This window comes from Pseudomonas sp. NFACC10-1, assembly GCF_900119195.1.
GTDB classification, from domain to species: domain Bacteria; phylum Pseudomonadota; class Gammaproteobacteria; order Pseudomonadales; family Pseudomonadaceae; genus Aquipseudomonas; species Aquipseudomonas cerasi.
On sequence record NZ_FPJB01000002.1, the window covers coordinates 1 to 13,731 of the forward strand.

General features: G+C 60.9%; 11 protein-coding genes. 9 read left to right on the forward strand and 2 right to left on the reverse strand.

From position 1 onward, the window contains the following. Window positions 1-168: 168 nt before the first annotated feature. Both BT119_RS04645 and BT119_RS04650 read right to left on the reverse strand, forming a co-directional pair. On the reverse strand, window positions 169-1,662 hold the full coding sequence (locus BT119_RS04645) for a CoA-acylating methylmalonate-semialdehyde dehydrogenase (protein ID WP_003366570.1): 1,494 nt from the start codon (window positions 1,660-1,662) through the stop codon (window positions 169-171). A 90-nt stretch (window positions 1,663-1,752) separates the two neighbouring features. Further along, a complete protein-coding gene (locus BT119_RS04650; RefSeq protein ID WP_054081332.1) occupies window positions 1,753-3,099 on the reverse strand; it encodes an omega-aminotransferase AptA in 1,347 nt (448 codons plus the stop codon). A 111-nt stretch (window positions 3,100-3,210) separates the two neighbouring features. Here BT119_RS04650 and BT119_RS04655 point away from each other — a divergent pair, with 111 nt between their 5' ends. The 9 genes from BT119_RS04655 (at window position 3,211) to BT119_RS04695 (ending at window position 13,631) form a co-directional block, all read left to right on the forward strand. Further along, entirely contained in the window at window positions 3,211-4,131 is a 921-nt protein-coding gene (locus BT119_RS04655; protein ID WP_072364955.1) for a LysR family transcriptional regulator, read from the forward strand. 186 nt (window positions 4,132-4,317) lie between these two features. Beyond that, window positions 4,318-5,715, forward strand: coding sequence for a uracil-xanthine permease family protein (locus tag BT119_RS04660; RefSeq protein WP_060708635.1), 1,398 nt, complete (start codon window positions 4,318-4,320; stop codon window positions 5,713-5,715). Between the two features lie 94 nt (window positions 5,716-5,809). After that, window positions 5,810-6,472 (forward strand): TetR/AcrR family transcriptional regulator, encoded by a 663-nt coding sequence (locus BT119_RS04665; protein WP_003318629.1) that lies wholly within the window; start codon window positions 5,810-5,812, stop codon window positions 6,470-6,472. Between the two features lie 32 nt (window positions 6,473-6,504). Continuing rightward, on the forward strand, window positions 6,505-7,098 hold the full coding sequence (locus tag BT119_RS04670) for an IMPACT family protein (RefSeq protein WP_058397694.1): 594 nt from the start codon (window positions 6,505-6,507) through the stop codon (window positions 7,096-7,098). 532 nt (window positions 7,099-7,630) lie between these two features. Beyond that, window positions 7,631-9,184 (forward strand): ABC transporter ATP-binding protein, encoded by a 1,554-nt coding sequence (locus BT119_RS04675; RefSeq protein WP_072364957.1) that lies wholly within the window; start codon window positions 7,631-7,633, stop codon window positions 9,182-9,184. Window positions 9,185-9,195: 11 nt separating this feature from the next. Continuing rightward, window positions 9,196-10,296 carry an ABC transporter permease gene (locus BT119_RS04680; protein WP_003431845.1) on the forward strand — a complete coding sequence of 367 codons (1,101 nt, stop codon included), beginning with the start codon at window positions 9,196-9,198 and terminating at the stop codon, window positions 10,294-10,296. Beyond that, window positions 10,296-11,222 carry an ABC transporter permease gene (locus tag BT119_RS04685; RefSeq protein WP_003366557.1) on the forward strand — a complete coding sequence of 309 codons (927 nt, stop codon included), beginning with the start codon at window positions 10,296-10,298 and terminating at the stop codon, window positions 11,220-11,222. Before BT119_RS04680 ends, BT119_RS04685 begins: the two co-directional genes overlap by 1 nt. Window positions 11,223-11,462: 240 nt before the next feature. After that, complete coding sequence (locus tag BT119_RS04690) at window positions 11,463-12,152, forward strand: SDR family oxidoreductase (protein ID WP_054995097.1); 690 nt, start codon at window positions 11,463-11,465, stop codon at window positions 12,150-12,152. 123 nt (window positions 12,153-12,275) lie between these two features. Next, complete coding sequence (locus tag BT119_RS04695; RefSeq protein WP_072364962.1) at window positions 12,276-13,631, forward strand: 8-oxoguanine deaminase; 1,356 nt, start codon at window positions 12,276-12,278, stop codon at window positions 13,629-13,631. The last annotated feature ends 100 nt before the right edge of the window (window positions 13,632-13,731 follow it).

Consider the following 13,731-nt stretch of genomic DNA (forward strand, 5'->3'; position numbering starts at 1 on the left):
CTATTGATCTACAAGGCTTTTTCGTTTCCGTCTGCGCCGGAAGTGGGGCGAATTATAGACACCTTACAGAGGGCGTCAACCGTTAATTTCAAAATTCTTCATCCTGCTTTGCTACGCCCCAGCAAACACGGGAGATCCTCTTTAAAGACGATCTCCCTCCCGCAGAATTTACAGGCTGGGAAATGCAAATTGCGACGCTTCGTGGCTCGCACGCTGCGGCCAGCGCTGGGTAATTGCCTTGCGACGGGTATAGAAGCGCACACCATCGGGACCGTACGCATGCAGGTCGCCGAACAGGGAACGCTTCCAGCCACCAAAGCTGTGATAGGCAACCGGTACCGGCAGTGGAACATTGACCCCGACCATCCCCACTTCAATCTCGTCGCAGAACAGACGCGCCGCTTCGCCATCGCGGGTAAAGATGCAGGTGCCGTTGCCATATTCGTGATCGTTGATCAGTTGCATGGCCTGCTCAAGGCTGTCCACGCGCACGATGCACAGCACCGGCCCGAAAATCTCTTCTTTATAGATACGCATCTCTGGCGTTACGCGATCGAACAGGCAGCCACCCATGAAGAAGCCCTGTTCATGCCCGGCAACCTGAAGGTTGCGCCCGTCCACCACCAGAGTCGCGCCCGCCTGCACACCGTCCTCTATATAGCCGCCGACCTTGTCGCGATGCTGCCCGGTGACCAGCGGCCCCATATCCAGGCCACAGGTCGTGCCCGCACCGATCTTCAGGCTCTGGATTTGCGGAACCAGTTTGGCCACCAATGCATCAGCGATCTGATCGCCGACGCATACCGCGACCGAAATCGCCATGCAACGCTCGCCGCAGGACCCGTAGGCAGCGCCCATCAAGGCACTCACGGCGTTGTCCAGATCGGCATCCGGCATCAACACCGCATGATTCTTGGCACCACCGAGCGCTTGAACGCGCTTGCCCCGCGCTGCGCCTTCCTTATAGATGTACTCGGCAATCGGTGTGGAACCGACGAAGCTCAGTGCCTTGACCTCCGGCGCTTCGATCAGCGCATCGACCGCGACCTTGTCACCGTGAACCACGTTGAGCACACCCTTCGGCAGCCCGGCTTCATGCAGCAGCTCGGCAATCAACAATGTGGAGCTGGGATCGCGCTCCGAAGGCTTGAGGATGAAGCAGTTGCCACACGCAATGGCCAGCGGGTACATCCACAGCGGCACCATGGCCGGGAAGTTGAACGGAGTGATACCGGCAACGATACCCAGCGGCTGAAAGTCAGACCACGCATCGATGTTCGGCCCGACGTTGCGGCTGTATTCACCCTTGAGCACTTCAGGCGCAGCGCAAGCGTATTCCACGTTTTCAATACCACGCTTCAGCTCGCCCGCCGCATCTTCCAGGGTCTTGCCGTGCTCTTCACTGATCAATTGGGCAATACGTGACTCATTCTGCTCAAGCAGTTGCTTGAAACGGAACATCACCTGAGCACGCTTGGCCGGAGGCGTATTGCGCCACGCCGGAAAGGCAGCCTTGGCCGAGTCGATTGCCTTCTGGACTGTTTCGCGATCGGCCAGCGCCACGGTGTGGATAACCTGCCCGGTCGACGGGTTGAAGACATTGGCGCTACGACCTTCAGCAGAAACGAACTCGCCGTGGATCAGGTGTTGAATGCTGCTCATGGAAAACTCCGGATAAAGGCAACGGGCGTGAATCAGCTCACACCCGATGCGATAAAGGCACTTATATAAGAAGAGAGCCTGCCAGCGCGGTCAGTCGACCAGGTTGAGGGTTTCGCCGACGGCATCGAACAATCGATCCAGATCCTGCGCCTGGCTGTTGAAGGTCGGTCCGAATTGCAGGGTGTCACCGCCGAAGCGCACGTAGAAACCGGCTTTCCACAGCTTCATGCCTGCCTCGAAGGGCCGCACGATGGCGTCGCCGTCACGCGGTGCGAGCTGGATGGCACCTGCCAGACCGTAATTGCGGATATCGACCACGTTTTTCGCGCCCTTGATACCGTGCAGCGCACGTTCAAAATGCGGCGCGACGGCTGCGGCCTGCTGCACCAGGTTCTCCCGCTGCAGCAGTTCAAGCGCCGCCAGCCCGGCCGCACAGGCTACGGGGTGAGCGGAATAGGTGTAGCCGTGAGGGAATTCGACGGCGTACTCCGGCGTTGGCTGATTCATGAACGTTTGATAGATCTCGCTGCTGGCGATTACCGCGCCCATGGGGATGGCGCCATTGGTGATCTGCTTGGCGATGCACATCAGGTCAGGCGTGACACCGAAACTGTCGGCGCCAAACATCGAGCCCGTACGACCGAAGCCGGTAATGACTTCGTCGAAGATCAGCAGGATATTGTGCTGATCACAAATTTCACGCAGGCGCTTGAGATAGCCCTGCGGAGGAACGATCACACCGGCCGAGCCCGCCATGGGTTCGACGATTACCGCAGCGATGTTCGACGCATCATGCAACTCGATCAACTTGAGCATCTCGTCAGCCAGCGCGATACCGCCCGCCTCGGGCATGCCCTTCGAGTACGCATTGCTGGCCAGCAGGGTGTGCGGCAAGTGGTCGACGTCCATCAACTGGCCGAACATCTTGCGATTGCCATTCACTCCGCCCAGGCTGGTGCCCGCCACGTTCACACCGTGGTAGCCGCGTGCCCGACCGATCATCTTGGTCTTGGTCGCCTGGCCTTTCAGCCGCCAGTAGGCACGCACCATCTTCACCGCCGTATCCGCGCACTCGGAACCCGAGTTGGTATAGAAGACGTGGTTGAGATTGCCCGGCGTCAGGTCGGTAATCTGTTCTGCCAGCTGGAACGACAGGGGATGCCCGAACTGAAAGCCTGGTGAGTAATCCAGCACACCCAGCTGCCGGGACACGGCTTCCTGAATTTCCTTGCGAGTGTGCCCAGCCCCGCATGTCCATAGACCTGAGAGTGCATCGTAGATCTTGCGCCCCTTGTCGTCTGTCAGATAGCTGCCATGCGCGGCCACGACCATGCGCGGGTCGCGCTGGAAATTTCGATTCGCGGTGTAGGGCATCCAATGAGCATCAAGCTTCAACTGATGGGTGACAGGCACATCGGACACTTCGAACATATTCATGGGAGCAAGCCTCGCAGGCGCTAAACGAAAGGTCATTGCCGCCAAGGTGCCACGCGGCTAAAGTTCATGAAACCCGCCTTTTATGATCTTTGGTTTGGTAATCACTAAACAATGAATATCCGTCGTTCCGATCCGGTGTCGCAGGTCAGTGATTTTGATATCCGCTTGCTGCGCCTATTCAAAAGCGTCGTCGAGGCGGGTGGCTTTTCTGCGGCTGAAAGCGTGCTCGGCATTGGCCGATCAGCGATCAGCCAGCAGATGAGTGATCTGGAACAACGCCTTGGCCTGCGCCTGTGCCAGCGAGGCCGCGCTGGCTTTTCACTGACCGACGAAGGGCGCGAGGTCTATCAGTCGTCGTTGCAATTGCTCAGCGCGCTGGAAAGTTTCAGGACAGAGGTCAACGGCCTGCACCAGAACCTGCGCGGCGAGCTGAACATCGGCCTGACCGACAACCTGGTCACCCTCCCTCACATGCGCATCACCCATGCCCTGGCCCGGCTGAAAGAGCGCGGGCCGGGCGTGCACATCAACATCCGCATGATCGCCCCCGCCGAAGTCGAGCGCGGTGTACTCGACGGCGGCCTGCATGTCGGTGTCGTGCCGCAGGCCAGTGCCTTGCCGGGGCTTGAGTATCATCCGTTGTACAGCGAGCGTTCGCTGCTCTATTGCGCGGTCGGGCATCCCCTGTTTTATGCCGAGAATGCCACGCTGGATGACGCACGTCTCGCAAAGCAGGAAGCCATTGCTCCGACCTTTCGCCTGCCCAACGAGATCCAGGACCACTATCAGGCACTGACCTGCACGGCCAGCGCGTCCGACCGGGAGGGCATCGCCTTCCTGATTCTGACCGGCCGCTACATAGGCTACCTGCCCGATCATTACGCCAATGCCTGGGTGCAGGAAGGCAGGCTGCGCGCATTGAAACCGGATTCGAAGTTCTACGACCTCAATCTGGTGACCGTCACCCGCAAAGGCCGGCGCCCTCATTTGGTGCTGGAGAGCTTTCTGGAAACACTTGCCGCTACCCGATGACACATTTCTGCCCTGCACCTGGCCGGTTCGCCGACGCTGCAGAGCGCGTTGAAAGCGCTATCAGGCTGATATTTATTGAAATAAATGGACTCAAATAAAAATAAGCTGAGCAACTGGACAGTTTTTTGCAGTAGTCCCGAACAACGACACGCCAGCACATGGCATTTCCCCGTCCGAGAACTCGCCATGCAGCCTGAAACACTCGACAACGATGATCTGATCTACGGCCTGAACGACCGCCCCAAACCCTGGACGGCGATATTGGCCGCGTTCCAGCACGTTCTCGCCAGCTTCGTGGGGATCATCACCCCGCCCCTGATCATCGGCTCGACCCTTGGCCTGACACAGTACATGCCGTACCTGATCAGCATGGCCTTGATGGTCTCGGGCACCGGCACCTTCATCCAGGCACGCCGCCCGTTCGGTATCGGCGCGGGCATGATCTGCCTGCAAGGCACCAGCTTCGCCTTCCTGGGCGCAGTGTTGTCCGCAGGCTTTCTGGTCAAGCAGCGCGGCGGCAGCCCGGAGGACATCATGGCGATGATCTTCGGCGTGTGCTTTTTCGGTGCCTTGGTGCAGATCGCGCTGAGTCGCTGCATTGGCCAGTTGCGAAGGGTCATCACGCCACTGGTGACCGGTATTGTCATCACGCTGATTGGTGTGAGCCTGATCAAGGTAGGCGTGACAGACCTGGGCGGAGGCTTCAACGCACCGGACTTCGGCGCCCCGGTTAATCTGGCGCTGGGCGCGTTCGTGCTGGCCGTGATCATTGTGCTCAATCGATCGAATACGCCCTGGGTACGTTTGTCAGCCATCATCATCGGCCTGGCGGTGGGCAGTCTGGCCGCATGGTTCAGCGGCAAACTGGTGCCGCAACCCCTTCACGACCTGCCGTTGATCAGCGTACCGGTGCCGTTCCGCTTCGGCTTCAATTTCGACTGGAGCGCTTTCCTGCCTGTCGCGCTGATTTATCTGATCAGCAGTATCGAGACGGTCGGCGACCTGACCGCCAACTGCATGCTCGCGCGCCAGCCCATCAGCGGCCCGAGTTACCTGGCGCGCCTCAAGGGCGGTGTACTGGGTGATGGCGTGAGCTGCATGATCGCCGCAACCTTCAGCGCATTTCCCAATACCACCTTTGCGCAGAACAACGGCGTGATCCAGTTGACCGGCGTTGCCAGTCGCTATGTCGGGCTGTACATCGGCGCGGTGCTGTTCGTGCTCGGGCTGTTTCCGCACATTGGTGCCATCGTCCAGCAGATCCCCAAGCCGGTGCTCGGCGGCGCAACGCTGGTCATGTTCGGCAGCGTCGCGGCCGCCGGGGTACGCATTCTGGCCCAGTCACCGCTGGACCGACGCAGCATGCTGATCATTGCCACCTCATTGGGTGTCGGTCTGGGTATTGCGGCGCAACCTGCGCTGCTGCATCAGTTGCCGAAACTGGTGCAGAACCTATTCGATTCGGCCATCACCAGCGGCGGTATCACGGCCATTGTCATGTGCCTGCTGATTCCGGAAGGCAAAGTCGCCGCCGTTCCGACCGCCGATGCAGCGGAACCGAAACCTGTGGAGCAACCACGATAACTTTACTTGCCGCGCCCGCACCGACGCTTGCGAGATGCTCGCCGGTGCGCTATCTGTTCATTCGTCGCGCCCTACGACCTGTCCGGAATTGCCCATGACCCTTGAAGTCCCCGCACACAGCGCTCACGTCACCAAGCCTGCAAGCCGTATTCGTCAGAAGAACGAAGAAGCGATCATCCAGGCAGCCGAAGATGAATTTGCCCGCCACGGTTTCAAGGGCACCAGCATGAACACCATCGCGATCAAGGCCGGGCTGCCGAAAGCCAATCTGCATTACTACTTCACCAACAAACTCGGCCTGTATGTCGCAGTGCTCAGCAACATCATCGATTTGTGGGACAGCACCTTCAACCACCTCAGCGTCGAAGACGATCCGGCAGAGGCGCTGGCCCGCTATATTCGCGCCAAGATGGAATTCTCGCGCCGCCAGCCACAGGCTTCGCGGATCTTCGCCATGGAGATCATCAGCGGCGGCGAATGCATGAGCGAGTATTTCAGCCAGGATTACCGCCTGTGGTTCCAGGGCCGGGCAGCGGTCTTTCAAGCCTGGATCGACGCCGGCAAGATGGACCCCGTCGACCCGGTGCACCTGATCTTTCTGCTATGGGGCAGCACCCAGCACTATGCCGACTTCGCCTCGCAGATCTGTCGCGTCACCGGTCGTTCTCGATTGACTCGCCAGGACATGGATCAGGCCAGCAACAATCTCATTCGAATCATTCTCAAAGGTTGTGGGCTCACCCCGCCAGCCTTGTAGAATCGTCGCCCTGACGTCAGCTGGACACACGCATGCCTTTTACCCTGATCGGCCCTTGCGAGTTTCGTGAAGAAATCCGCAAGAGCCGCTTCATCACCCTCGCCGCCCCCATCGCCAGCCCGGCCGACGCACAGGCGTTCATCGAGCAGCACAGTGACCTGAACGCCACCCACAATTGCTGGGCCTGGAAGCTCGGTGGCCAGTATCGCAGCAACGATGACGGCGAACCGGGCGGCACTGCAGGCAGGCCGATTCTGGCCGCCATCGAAGCGCAGGAGTTCGATCAGGTCGTGGTGCTGGTGATCCGCTGGTACGGCGGCATTCAACTGGGGACCGGCGGCCTGGCCCGCGCCTATGGCGGCGGTGCCAACAAATGCCTGCAGCAGGCCGAGCGTCTGCCGCTGATCCAGCGCGCGTCGTTCCACCTTGAATGCAGCTTCAGCGAGCTGGTGCTGGTCAAGCTGCGTCTCGGCGAACTGAACGGTCTGGTGGAAAGCGAACACTTCATGGCCAACGGTGTGCAGATGTCCATCGCCATCGGCCCCGAGCACACCGACACCCTGCAGCGCCAACTGGCCGATCTGAGTCGCGGCAGAATCCTTCTGCACGCAGCGCCGGAGCAATAGCCGGAGCCTCTGAGCCACATGTCACAATTGCCCACATCTACTGTGCATCCGGCTGTGGATAAGCTGAGCACACTCCACCGCGAGCCTTGCCGGGCTTGCGTTTCAGGCGAATGATCGTTTTTTGAGCAATTGCCGGGCGTGGATCCATAAAGAGTGCAAAAACAGCCTGTTAGCGCTTCTTGGTGCCTTTGGATGTTAACCGCCGCCGCATTATTCTCACTCAACCGGCTTGCGCACAGTATCTGTGGAAGAACCTGTGGATAACAGGTGCAAGGGTCGCGCATTGCTTCAGCGCACCGCCCTCCACGTCCGCTGTACATTTTTTGTTCAAATCAAAGGGCCAGATTGGCCCGCGCCAGGCAAGCACGCCCCGAACTGGTGCTGAAACGTGTGCGCTCGATGGGCGAGGGCCGGTGGCAGGGCCGAAAACTCCGTGCCTGGCCTTGATTCAGCGCACCGGACGCGAATCCTGACTCCTTGGCCAGGATTTTGCTTTATCCACACGCGACCCACTTCTGCCTCAGAGCCTTTCATGTCAAACCACGCGATAGCTGCGCGCCTGCAACTGCGCCACATCACCAAACGGTATCCCGGCTGCCTGGCCAACGACGCTGTCGACCTGACGATTCAGCCCGGAGAGATTCACGCCCTGCTGGGTGAAAACGGTGCGGGCAAAAGCACGCTGATGAAGATCATCTACGGCGTGACGCAGCCCGACGCCGGGACGATCATCTGGCAAGGCCAGGCGCAGACCATGCGTAATCCGGCACAGGCCAGAAGCCTGGGCATCGGCATGGTGTTCCAGCATTTTTCGCTGTTCGAAACCCTCAGCGTCGCGCAAAACATCGCGCTGGCGATGGGCGCAGCGGCGGGCACGCCCAAGCAACTCGAACCGCGCATCCGCGAGGTCTCACAACGCTACGGCATGGCAGTGGAGCCCCAGAGGCTAGTCCACAGCCTGTCGATTGGTGAGCGGCAGAAAGTCGAGATCATTCGCTGCCTGATGCAGGACATTCGCCTGTTGATCCTCGACGAGCCCACGTCGGTGTTGACGCCTCAGGAAGCCGATGAGCTGTTCGTGACTCTGCGGCATCTGGCCCGAGAAGGCTGCAGCATTCTGTTCATCAGTCACAAGCTGGGCGAAGTGCGCGCGCTGTGTCACAGCGCGACTGTACTGCGCAACGGGCGGGTCTCCGGGCACTGCATTCCCGCTGAATGCTCCGATCTGGAACTGGCGCGCTTGATGGTCGGTGATGCCGAAGGGCTGACCGCACAGTATGAGAAGGTCAGCGGCGGCACGGCCTTTTTGCGCATCGACAAACTGTCCTGGCACAACCCGGACCCGTTCGGCTGCTCACTCAAAGACCTCAGCCTGGAAGTACGCAGCGGCGAAATCGTCGGTATCGCGGGCGTGGCCGGGAATGGTCAGGATGAGTTGCTGGCGCTGCTCAGCGGCGAACAGACCTTACCCCATGCCCAGGCGGCGACCCTGCGTTTTGAGGATGCCCCGGTCGGCAACCTGCGGCCCGATGCGCGGCGCAAGCGTGGCCTGGCATTCGTCCCGGCCGAGCGCCTGGGGCATGGCGCAGTGCCGGAACTCAGTCTTGCCGACAACGCGCTGCTTACCGCCTTTCAGCAAGGGCTGGTGAACAATGGCCTGATCCAGCGCAGCAAGGTGCGCGCACTGGCTGACGAAATCATTCGGCGCTTTGCGGTCAAGACCCCGGATGCCCAGGCCCCGGCGCGCAGTCTGTCGGGCGGCAACCTGCAGAAATTCATCCTCGGTCGGGAAATCCTGCAAAAGCCGAAACTGTTGATTGCCGCGCATCCCACCTGGGGCGTGGATGTCGGCGCTGCGGCGGCGATCCATAGGGCGCTGATTGCCTTGCGCGACGCGGGGGCCGCCATTCTGGTGATCTCCGAAGACCTGGACGAGTTGTTCCAGATCAGCGACCGACTCGCCGCCCTGAGTGGCGGACAGCTTTCCGACCTGACCCCCACTGAACAGACCAGCACCGTGCAAATCGGCGGCTGGATGGCGGGACAGTTCGATCATTCTCAACCCCAAGCCCACGTGCCTGGTTAACGGAGCAAAACATGCTGCTTTCTCTGGAACCGCGCGGCCAGCAATCGCGCGCGATGTTGTGGTGCTCCCCTTTACTGGCTGCGGTGCTGACCCTGGTCTGCGGTTCACTGCTGTTCATCGGCCTGGGCCTGAACCCTTGGGTGACGCTGCACACCTTGCTGATCGCGCCGGTCAGCGACTGGTACGGCCTGTCGGAATTGATGGTCAAGACCCTGCCGATTCTGCTCTGCGCGCTGGGCCTGGCGGTCGCCTATCAGGCGCGTATCTGGAACATCGGGGCGGAAGGCCAGTTGCTGCTCGGCGCATTGGCGGGCAGTGCCGTGGCGGTGAATATCATCGAGATGGAGAGTCGTTGGGCACTGGTCATGGTGCTGCTGGCCGGCACCCTCGCCGGCGCGGCCTGGGCGGGCGTGACCGCCTGGCTGCGCACGCACTTCAACGCCAATGAAATCCTCACCAGCATCATGCTCAACTACATCGCCCTCAACTTGCTGCTGTACTTCGTCCACGGGCCGCTGAAGGACCCGGCCGGCATGAACTTCCCGGAGTCAGCGACCTTCGGCGACGCCAGCCGTCTGCCGCTGTTGATGGAGGATGGCCGCGCGCACATCGGCGTGTACTTCGCTCTGTTTGCGCTGGTCGCGGTGTGGGTGCTGCTGCAACGCAGTTTCGTCGGTTTTCAGATCAAGGTGCTGGGCCTGGACAAGCGTGCTGCCGGGTTTGTCGGCTTTCGAGAAAAACGCCTGGTCTGGCTCGCACTGTTGATCAGTGGCGCGCTGGCCGGGCTGGCCGGCGTATCGGAAGTGACCGGGCCGATCGGTCAACTGGTGCCGCAGGTCTCGCCAGGTTACGGCTATGCCGCGATCACCGTGGCCTTTCTCGGCCGCCTCAACCCCATCGGCATTCTGTTCTCCAGCCTGTTGATCGCCCTGCTGTATCTGGGCGGAGAAAGCGCGCAAATGACCTTGAACCTGCCGTTGGCAATCACGCAGTTGTTTCAGGGGATGATGCTGTTTTTCCTGCTGGCCTGTGATGTGCTGATTCTCTATCGCCCACGTTTGAAACTGCACTGGGCCAAGCGCCAGATGACAGCCGTCACAGGAGCCGCATGATGGATATCGACCTGTTGAGCAACATTTTCTACGCCATGGTCCGCTGCGGAACCCCCTTGCTGCTGGTGGCGCTGGGCGAACTTATCTGCGAAAAAAGCGGCGTCATCAACCTGGGTCAGGAAGGCATGATGCTGTTTGGCGCAGTGATCGGTTTCATCGTCGCCCTGAACACCGGCAACCTCTGGCTGGGTGTGCTGCTGGCGATGCTTGCAGGCATGCTGCTGTCGGCACTGTTTGCCCTGGTGGCACTGGTGTTCAACGCCAATCAGGTCGCGACCGGGCTGGCGCTGACCATCTTCGGCGTTGGCCTTTCCAGCTTTGTCGGGGCCGCCTGGGTCGGCAAACCGTTGAGCGGTTTCGAACCGGTGGCCATCCCGCTGCTCAGTGACATTCCGCTGATCGGCCGCATGCTGTTTGCCCAGGACTTGCTGGTCTACCTGTCCTTCGCCTTGTTCGCTTTGGTCGCCTGGGCGCTGCTGAAAAGCCGCGTCGGGCTGATCATTCAGGCCGTCGGCGAAAACCCTGACGCCGCCAGCGCCATGGGCTTGCCGGTATTGCGCGTGCGCACCCTTGCGGTGCTGTTCGGCGGCGCAATGGCTGGGCTGGCCGGGGCTTATCTGTCACTCGCCTACACGCCGATGTGGGCAGAAAACATGAGCGCCGGACGCGGCTGGATTGCCCTGGCACTGGTGGTTTTCGCCAGCTGGCGTGTGTGGCGCCTGCTGCTGGGTGCGTACCTGTTCGGCCTCGCCAGCATCCTGCACCTGGTCGCGCAAGGCATCGGCTTGGCCATCCCGTCCAACCTGCTGGCGATGCTGCCTTACCTCGCCACCATCATCGTCCTCGTCCTGCTCTCCCGCGACGCCCTGCGCACCCGACTGTATGCGCCGGTATCGCTGGGCCAGCCTTGGCGGGCGGGGCATTGAGGGAGCTCGCGGCGCAGATGGTTGACGCAGAGCGTCATGAACGGCATTCCCACGCTGGAGCGTGCGGAACGATAATCCTGAAACTATCAGGCATGCCGTTCCAGTGATTCCCCTGAACGTTTTCGGCTCGCGAAGATTCCAACAGGTCATGGGCAGGAGTACGCTGCAAGGTCGAAACTTTCGAGAGGCCTTGCTGGCACTGCCATGGAGTCTGTCTCTCAATCTGCCAAGGAATCATTCATGACCACTACCAAGAAAACCGCCCTGATCATCGGTGCTTCGCGTGGCCTGGGCCTCGGGCTGGTGCAGCGCTTGACCGAACAGGGCTGGCACGTCACCGCCACCGTACGTGATCCGCAAAACGCTGAAAACCTGAAAGCGGTCGAGGGCGTGCGCATCGAAGCGGTGGATCTGGACGAAACGGCCTCGCTTGAAGTGCTGGTCCAGAAGCTGCGCGGTGAAGTGTTCGACGTGCTGTTCGTCAATGCCGGCATCAGTGGCGCGGCACACCAGAGCGCTGCGAAGTCGACCGCTGCCGAACTCGGGCAGTTGTTCCTGACCAACGCGGTGGCACCGATTCGTCTGGCCGAACGCTTCGTCGATCAACTTCGTCCCGGCACGGGCGTCCTGGCGTTCATGAGTTCGTGGCTGGGCAGCGTCACTTGCCCGGACGGCGCAAACCTTGCGTTGTACAAGGCCAGCAAGGCTGCACTCAATTCGATGACCAATACCTTTGTGACCGAGCTGGGCGAGAACCGTCCTACCGTTTTGTCTATGCATCCGGGCTGGGTGAAGACCGACATGGGCGGCGAAAATGCCGCCATCGACGTGATGACCAGCACCACTGGGCTTGTCGAACAGCTCAATGCCTACGCCGGCAAGGGCGGGCATCACTTCATCGACTACCAGGGCAAGACGATTGCCTGGTAATCGGCTGCTCGACTAGAATCGCCGTCCTTCGCCGGGGCGCACCCGACCCCGGCGACCCTGGATCAGCAGACAGGGCAACACTGAGCTGGCTAACCTGAACCTGTCTTTCAGAGGAGCCGGCCCATGCCTGCGATCCGTATCTGGTTGAAAAATCCCCTTGCCGTGTTCACTGCCAATGACCTGGACGCCCGTGGCGGTCTGGTGATCGAAGGCGGCGTCATCACTGAAGTGCTGGCCGCCGGGCAGCTCCCGCCAAAGCCCTGCACTCAGACGTTCGATGCCCGTGAGCATGTGTTGCTGCCGGGGTTGATCAACACGCACCATCACTTCTATCAAACCCTCACGCGGGCCTGGGCACCAGTGGTCAATCAGCCTTTGTTCCCTTGGCTGAAAACCCTGTACCCGGTATGGGCGCGCCTGACGCCGGAGAAGCTCGCGGTCGCCAGCAAGGTGGCGCTGGCCGAGCTGTTACTGTCCGGGTGCACAACCGCTGCCGACCACCACTATCTGTTTCCCGACGGGCTTGAACACGCTATCGATGTTCAGGTGCAGAGCGTTCGGGAGCTGGGCATGCGCGCGATGCTGACGCGCGGTTCGATGAGCCTGGGCGAAGCGGATGGAGGCTTGCCGCCGCAGCAAACCGTGCAGCAGGGCGAGGTGATTCTGGCCGACAGCCAGCGTTTGATCGAGACCTACCATGAGCGTGGTGACGGCGCGCAGATTCAGATCGCCCTGGCGCCCTGCTCACCGTTTTCGGTCACGCCGCAGATCATGGCCGAGAGTGCGGCCATGGCCGAGAAACTCGACGTACGCCTGCACACCCACCTGGCCGAAACCCTCGACGAAGAAGACTTCTGCCTGCAACGCTTCGGCCTGCGCAGCGTGGATTATCTGGACAGTGTCGGCTGGTTGGGACCGCGTACCTGGCTGGCCCATGGCATCCACTTCAACCCCGACGAAATCGCCCGTCTCGGCGCAGCAGGTACGGGTGTCTGCCACTGCCCGAGCTCGAACATGCGCCTGGCCTCCGGCATCTGTCCGACCCTGGACCTACTCGCCGCTGGCGCGCCGTTGGGGCTTGGGGTCGATGGTTCGGCGTCCAACGACGCATCGAACATGATCCTGGAAACCCGCCAGGCGCTTTACCTGCAACGCCTGCGCTACGGCGCCGAAAAAATCACTCCGCAGCTCGTGCTGGGCTGGGCCACCAAGGGGTCGGCGCAATTGCTGGGACGCACTGACCTGGGTGAACTGGCGGTGGGCAAACAGGCTGATCTAGCGTTGTTCAAGCTGGACGAACTGCGCTTTTCCGGCAGCCATGATCCGCTGTCAGCGCTGCTGCTGTGCGGCGCGGACCGTGCCGATCGGGTGATGATCGCAGGACAATGGCGAGTGATCGACGGCCAGGTCGAAGGCCTGGACATCAAGCAGTTGATTGCCGATCACAGCCAGGCCGCGCGGGAGTTGATTCGGGGCTGAACGTGCGAGGCGATAATCTCAACTATCGTGCGACGCTCCGCGTCGGCATGCCGTTCAGGACGCTCTGCGTCCTCTTGCGACGCAGAGCGTGGGAGCGATA

What these genes read in the sequence shown, in the direction of transcription:
- BT119_RS04675 (WP_072364957.1), top strand. Translation starts at nt 7,631, where the DNA reads ATGTCAAACCACGCGATAGCTGCGCGCCTGCAACTGCGCCACATCACC.
- BT119_RS04685 (WP_003366557.1), top strand. Translation starts at nt 10,296, where the DNA reads ATGGATATCGACCTGTTGAGCAACATTTTCTACGCCATGGTCCGCTGC.
- BT119_RS04655 (WP_072364955.1), top strand. Translation starts at nt 3,211, where the DNA reads ATGAATATCCGTCGTTCCGATCCGGTGTCGCAGGTCAGTGATTTTGAT.
- BT119_RS04645 (WP_003366570.1), bottom strand. Translation starts at nt 1,662, where the DNA reads ATGAGCAGCATTCAACACCTGATCCACGGCGAGTTCGTTTCTGCTGAA.
- BT119_RS04690 (WP_054995097.1), top strand. Translation starts at nt 11,463, where the DNA reads ATGACCACTACCAAGAAAACCGCCCTGATCATCGGTGCTTCGCGTGGC.
- BT119_RS04650 (WP_054081332.1), bottom strand. Translation starts at nt 3,099, where the DNA reads ATGAATATGTTCGAAGTGTCCGATGTGCCTGTCACCCATCAGTTGAAG.
- BT119_RS04670 (WP_058397694.1), top strand. Translation starts at nt 6,505, where the DNA reads ATGCCTTTTACCCTGATCGGCCCTTGCGAGTTTCGTGAAGAAATCCGC.
- BT119_RS04665 (WP_003318629.1), top strand. Translation starts at nt 5,810, where the DNA reads ATGACCCTTGAAGTCCCCGCACACAGCGCTCACGTCACCAAGCCTGCA.
- BT119_RS04680 (WP_003431845.1), top strand. Translation starts at nt 9,196, where the DNA reads ATGCTGCTTTCTCTGGAACCGCGCGGCCAGCAATCGCGCGCGATGTTG.
- BT119_RS04660 (WP_060708635.1), top strand. Translation starts at nt 4,318, where the DNA reads ATGCAGCCTGAAACACTCGACAACGATGATCTGATCTACGGCCTGAAC.
- BT119_RS04695 (WP_072364962.1), top strand. Translation starts at nt 12,276, where the DNA reads ATGCCTGCGATCCGTATCTGGTTGAAAAATCCCCTTGCCGTGTTCACT.